Origin of the sequence: Shewanella sp. 10N.286.51.B2, from assembly GCF_041469265.1 — a bacterium.
Lineage (GTDB): Bacteria > Pseudomonadota > Gammaproteobacteria > Enterobacterales > Shewanellaceae > Shewanella.
This window is the reverse complement of sequence record NZ_JBFRKH010000047.1, coordinates 87,025-93,317: the sequence shown is the minus strand read 5'-3', so window position 1 is coordinate 93,317 and position 6,293 is coordinate 87,025. Positions and strand designations below refer to the sequence as shown.

3 protein-coding genes are annotated in these 6,293 nt (G+C 40.0%); 1 reads left to right on the top strand and 2 read right to left on the bottom strand.

Translation table 11 applies throughout. The features are described from left to right. Positions 1-746 precede the first annotated feature (746 nt). Entirely contained in the window at positions 747-3,143 is a 2,397-nt protein-coding gene (locus AB4140_RS13515; protein ID WP_372001312.1) for a putative bifunctional diguanylate cyclase/phosphodiesterase, read from the top strand. 114 nt (positions 3,144-3,257) lie between these two features. Here AB4140_RS13515 and AB4140_RS13510 read toward each other — a convergent pair whose 3' ends face one another. Further along, positions 3,258-4,193 (bottom strand): alpha/beta fold hydrolase, encoded by a 936-nt coding sequence (locus AB4140_RS13510; protein ID WP_241901074.1) that lies wholly within the window; start codon positions 4,191-4,193, stop codon positions 3,258-3,260. Positions 4,194-4,334: 141 nt separating this feature from the next. Then, on the bottom strand, positions 4,335-6,167 hold the full coding sequence (locus tag AB4140_RS13505; RefSeq protein WP_372001310.1) for a DUF885 family protein: 1,833 nt from the start codon (positions 6,165-6,167) through the stop codon (positions 4,335-4,337). Positions 6,168-6,293 lie beyond the last annotated feature (126 nt).

The following is a 6,293-nucleotide window of genomic DNA, read 5'->3' as shown; positions in this document are numbered from 1 at the left end:
ACATATCAGCGTGAGCGGTGAGTGTGGACGAATGCCCATGTGAAAGTAGATCATCGCCAAGCGCCTAATATCTCTCGTAAGAGAGTCGATAAAGCCCTGACTTAACAGTCAGGGCTTTTTTCGTTTGGGGCAAAAGAATAAATCCTAACGCTGATAACTTGAGTTATTAGCTGCAACATATCAGCGTGAGCGATGAGTGCGGACGAATGCCCATGTGAAAGTAGGTCATTGCCAAGCGCCTAATATCTCTCGTAAGAGAGTCGATAAAGGCCTGACTTAACAGTCAGGGTTTTTTCGTAGTTGGGGTAAAAGACAACAATTCCTGATGTTGATTGCTGAGTCATTAGCTGCTGAATATTATTACTTAAGGCAAGTGTGGGCAGTACCCATGTAAAAGCAGGGGTTATCTTTAGGGCTAACGGACTGAATAATGCTATGTCAGTGAACAATAGATCATAGTAAGGCTAGTCCACTAAGTCGCGCCAAGCAAAGTGTGTTTTGCCAAGGGTGCTACTGTGCAGAAGTTTTTACGTTGCTGAAGTTTTTTGATGGCATATTTTCGATTAGCTGTTGTTGATCTCTGTCGTCTTTAGTATGTTATTAATGCGTCAAATATTTTATTAGCAATCAACGGTGTAGCCTTGTCAAAGCGACCTTTATTTTCACTATCATTCTTAGTGCCTTTTTTTATAAGTGCCCTGTTCTTTCTATTAGTCAGCGGGGAGTTTTACTATGAAAGAGAAGAGTTGCATTCTCAACTGGCGGCTAATGAATCTAAGCACATTGAGAAAGAATTGTATCGGATGACGCATGTCATTGAGTCAGCGTTAGCTAATCAAGACACTTCAAGAATTGAACAAGAGGTTTCTCTTACTGCTATAGATAGCAATATGATGGTTTATGTCATTTTAGATGCTTCTAGCCAAATTCGCTTCGCTAATCATGTCATATGGCGTGACAGTAATGCTACTAATGTTATTGATGGTTACATCAATGACATCCATCAACAAGCGGTAAGCAATAAACGCCCACTGATTCAAACCAATTTAGAGCGTGGCTCTATACAAGCATATTATCCTATCAATGCCTCAGATAAATATAGTTATTCTAGCGCGGTAGATGTGATTTATGTTGAGTACAATATCTCCTCATTGATGGCTGAGGCTGCAGACAGCCTCCAAAAACGCTTTATTTATATTTGGGCAATTGGTGGCATAATTGTGCTACTTTTTTGCTTAGGGTTATATTTGGTACTAATTAAGCCTATTAGAACTTTAACTAAAAATGCGCAAAATATTGTCAATGCTAAAGGGGGATCGACTAAGGTGACTACCTTTGTCGATGAGTTATATTGGCTCAATAAGTCATTAGTTCAAGTAGGGCTACATTTAGCTGAAAGCAATCAGCGACAGACTAATGCTGAGCAGCGTTGGTTATATTCTATTAATGCAGATCAACACGGTATTTGGGACTGGGATACTATATCCAATGGCGTCTTCTTATCAGATCACTGGAAAGAAATATTAGGTTATCAATCCGATGATATCGCTAGCTCCTATGAAGCCTGGGAAGCTTTGTTACATCCAGATGATAAAAAAGCAGTGGTAGCAGCACTTAATAATTATCTGCAAGGTAAAACTCGCAATTACGAAAGTGTTCATCGGATGCTAACTAAGGCGAATGATTACATTTGGGTGTTAGATAGAGGTCAAATTATCCAGTGGGATGAACTGGGTAAGCCAATAAGAGTCATAGGTTCGATAAACGATGTTTCTTCTGAACTTGAAAACCAACAGATTACTGTAGAAAGGCAAAGTCATGTTGGGGTGTCAGATATTATTGATCGGGAAGCGTTAGCTAACGAATTGTTTGACCTTCAAGCTTATGCGCGTAAAAGTAATCAACATTGCAGCTTGCTAGTCATTAATCTAAGCAACATTAAGTTAGTAAATGAAGCGTTAGGTGAGCAACTCACTGATCGATTACTTATGCAGATTTCAGCAAGGCTTGCTGGGAGTTTTTCAAATAGCTGTCTGTTAAGTCGTCTGGGAGATGATGAATTTGTTATTGCAGCAAAAAATTTAGGTAATAATTTAGAGCATGCCAATAAACGTGCGTTAGCGTTAGCAAGTGAAGTTCGCCAAGTGGTTGGCCGTAGTTTCAGCATATCTGGACAAGATGTTTCAGTTTTTACTCAAATTGGAATGGTGGTTTTTGATGGCCAAGAATCTTTAGAACCGAGTCAGTTACTTTCTCGTGCAGATAAAGCTTTATGCAAAGCTATTGAAAGTAAGACCAATAGCTGTGTGCTACATAGCTTACTGTTGGATGCTAGCCACAATGAACCCTTGAAATTACAACGGGACTTAAAGTTAGCGATTAAGGCTGGCCAGATATCCTTGGTTTATCAGCCTGTAGTAGATATACATGGCAATACCGAAAGTGTTGAAGTATTGATGCGTTGGCATCATCCTCAGTTAGGTTTTATTCGCCCGAAGCAATTTATTCCAGTTGCTGAGCTTTCTAACACGATTTTTGAACTTGAATTATGGATGTTAAGTCAGGTTTGCTTATTTATAAAGAGCTTACAAGCTGCGAATTTAAATTGCCCGTGCTTTTCAATTAATGTCTCTTCTAGGCATTTTCATCAAGATATGTTTGTTGATGTTATTCTTAACAAGATTGCAGAAAGAGGCGTTAATTTTAATTTAATCCAATTGGAGTTGTCGGAAGATATCTTTTCTATTAATCCTATCACTGCAAAAAATAAAATTTTAAAACTACAGCGGGCCGGTGTCAGAGTCGCTATCGATGATTTTGGATCAGGTTTATGTCCGTTACATCGCTTTAATGGTATTCATTTTGCTCAGGTTAAGCTGGCTACTGGCTATATTAATGATATTGTTAGTTCAAAAGAGGCGCGAAAGATATTCCGCTCACTTATTAATATGACCAAACAGTTAAATTATCCTGTCGTAGTAAAGCACATTGAAGATCGTCAGCAGTTGAGTTTACTGAGCGATCTTAATAGTAATTTGTTTCAAGGCTTTGTAATTAGTAGGCCGCTATCCCAACAAGACATTAAACACTTATTAGAATCAGAAATTAACCTGAGCGTGGTTTGGAAAGTACCATTTAGTTAGTTTAAGTTATAAGTTAACTGGACTTCCCAAACTTCAGACAGTCATCAGGGTTTCTAAAGTGTTAATGGCACTAATATCAATGGCGCTAGTATAATTGCTATTAATAGCTGCTAATTAGTATTGCTCAAGAAAAGCGAACATACTTGTCAGTGCTTGGTTACGTACCTCATCTACTTCCATAAATATCTCATGCCGACTGCTGTGTATCCTTTGTAGCTGGCATAAGTTATTTTCCGCTCTATCTTGGGCTGCATTATCCACAATGGTGTCTTCAGTCGCTTGCAAAATAAGAATGGGCTTGATACTCGTTGCGGCCACTTGGGTTGCGTTATCAGCTGCTGTTATAGCTTCTAATAGCCAGTTGTTTGTGGGCGAGCCTAACTGAATTTGTGGATTCTGCTCAAACAGCGCGATAGAGGCTTGATAACGATTTTGGCTATGGGTTAGCTCATTGTCAGCAAAGCTGGTTGCATTATAGTTTTTACCACCAATAACATAGTTGGGCTCTTTGTCTGCAGTATAAGTATTTAGCAGCTTGGCTAAAGAGCGAATAAAGCCTTTATTCATTGGCAAGTTGATGCCATACATGGGGGCTGAAAACACCGCAGCATTAAATGTGCTTGGGTATTGGCCCATATACAAAGTACCTATGGTTCCCCCCATTGAGTGGCCCACAAGATATAGAGCATCATGTGCTTGGGGCTGAACAATTTGCTTGATAAAAACATGAAAGTCATCGATATAAGTCTGAAATTTATCAATGTGACCCTGGTGATTATTTTTTTGACTGCGTGATGACAAGCCTTGACCGCGATGATCGAGAATATAAACGCTATAGCCTTGCTGATATATATTGAACATCAGCTCTTTATATTTTAAATAGCATTCAACCCTGCCACTACTGATGACAATTGCTTTGTTGGTGGTTGGATTTCGAATAAAAGCATAGGCAATATCGGCATTGTCTTGACGTAGTTTGGCTTGCGTTACCGCTTGCCAAAATTGTTGCTGCTCATCATTATTAAGTTGTTGCTCTGACGAAAAAGACAAATCGATCACCTTAAGCTTTAAGAAATAGGACTAGGGTTTGGCTGGATGTAAACCTTGGCAGTGTAGCAAACAGTGATACTGATGGGGAAGGTGGTTATAGAGAGCTAAATGGCAATTTAGCTCTCTAATGAGTGTCTATTATTAGTTTGCTCGTTGCTGCTCGCTAATGAACTCGTCAACCATTTGTTCTAGGATCGCCATGGTAACTGAACCATTTTCTAGCAATGCATCATGAAATAAACGGATGTTAAAGTCTTCACCTAATGCAACTTCAGCTTTGTTACGTAAACGCTTTATGGTTAATTCACCAACTTTATATGACAGTGCTTGTCCTGGCCACGAAATATAACGGTCAATTTCGGTGGTGACATTGTGTAGTGATAATGCGGTGTTACTGGCCATAAACTCTATGGCCTGCTCACGGCTCCAGCCTTTTGCGTGCATACCAGTATCGACCACAAGACGTGCTGCCCGCCACATTTCATAGGTTAAGCGGCCAAAATTACTGTATGGGTCTCGGTAAAAGCCCGCTTCTAACCCTAGATACTCTGAGTACAATCCCCAACCTTCGCCAAATGCCGAGATATAACTCAAGCGTCTAAAGTCGGGTAAGTCTGTTAGCTCTTTATTTAGCGAGATCTGTAAATGATGCCCAGGTACTGCTTCATGCAAGGTTAATGCTTCCATTTCATATAGCGGACGTTTATCGAGGGCGTATGTATTGACCCAGTAGTAGCCTGGCTCATCATCACGGTTTGAGCCAGAGTAACGTCCCGTAGTGTATTTAGGGGCGATTTCAGCCGGTACTGGTTTAATGCCATAAGGGGTTCTAGGTAAGGTGGCGAAAAGTTTAGGCAAAGCAGCATCTGCTTTTTTAGCGATATAAGCAGCTTCTTTTAATAACTCTTCAGCTGTCTTTGGGTAAAACTGTGGATCTGTGCGTAAGAAATGCAGAAATTCAGCAAAGCTGCCTTCAAATTTTACCTCTTTGATGACTTGTTCCATTTCTGCTTTGATTCGGGCGACCTCTGATAAACCCAGTTGATGAACTTCATCGGTTGTCATGGCTAAGGTGGTGTAATAGGCCACGCGGTTTTGGTAAAAAGCCTCGCCATTAGGTAGCTCTTTTGCGGCAATCGCAATACGGGCATTAGGAATATATTCTTCAGTCATAAAATCGAAAAAATCTTGATACAGCGGTAGCACTTTTTGCTCAACAGTATCTCGACCTTGCTGGGTTAATTGCCGTTTTTCAGACTCACTAAAGTGATCGGGAAATTGAGTGAAGGGTTTGTAATAACCGCTGTCTTCAACAGGGACAATATAGGCACTAATACTTTGCTCAAAACCGGTTAAGGTTACTTTTGCTGGGGTAATACCACTGCTTAAGCCCTGTTTTAGCCAAAATGTTTGCTGGGCAAAATAAGTGGGTAAGGCATTAAGTTTCGCTAAATAATCTTGATAATCTTCAACGCTATTAAAGCGCCCATTAGCGATTGAGGCGATGTAAGCATGAAAACCACTTTCGGCCGTTATCGGTAAGTAATGATCTTTAAAGTTGTACATATCAACACTGTTTTGCAGTTGGTACGCTAATAACTGTGCATTAATTTTGTCGGTTTTTGACAGGGTGACCGGATCAATTTGCTTTAATGATGCCAGTAGCTTTTTCTGACGTAGATTCTTTTGGGCTAAGGATTCTGGTGATAAATCAGCTAATTTATCGGCCTTTGACTTATCGCCTAATGAATAGGCCAATGTCGGCGAGTAATCCAAGTCTACTTGCCAAGCGTTATCAATAATTGATTTCAGGCTCATATTTTCTACTACTGCCGCTGTAGCCGTTTCTTTTACCTGAGTTGGGGTTTCAGTTTTTTCGGGAACGCCTAAATAATATTGAGCTTTAGAACCTGAAGTCATTTTACAGCCAGATATGGCAAGCATGATTAATGCTGGCAGTATGAGCTTTCGCATGGGAAATTCCTTTAAACGTTGGTAAATAACAAATTTAGCTAACTAAGCCACAACATAGCAATTCAATCATATGCTCGCTAGTGAAATTCATCGACATAATTGTTACTGATTGCATAATTTAGTTGC

What these genes read in the sequence shown, in the direction of transcription:
- AB4140_RS13505 (WP_372001310.1), bottom strand. Translation starts at nt 6,167, where the DNA reads ATGCGAAAGCTCATACTGCCAGCATTAATCATGCTTGCCATATCTGGC.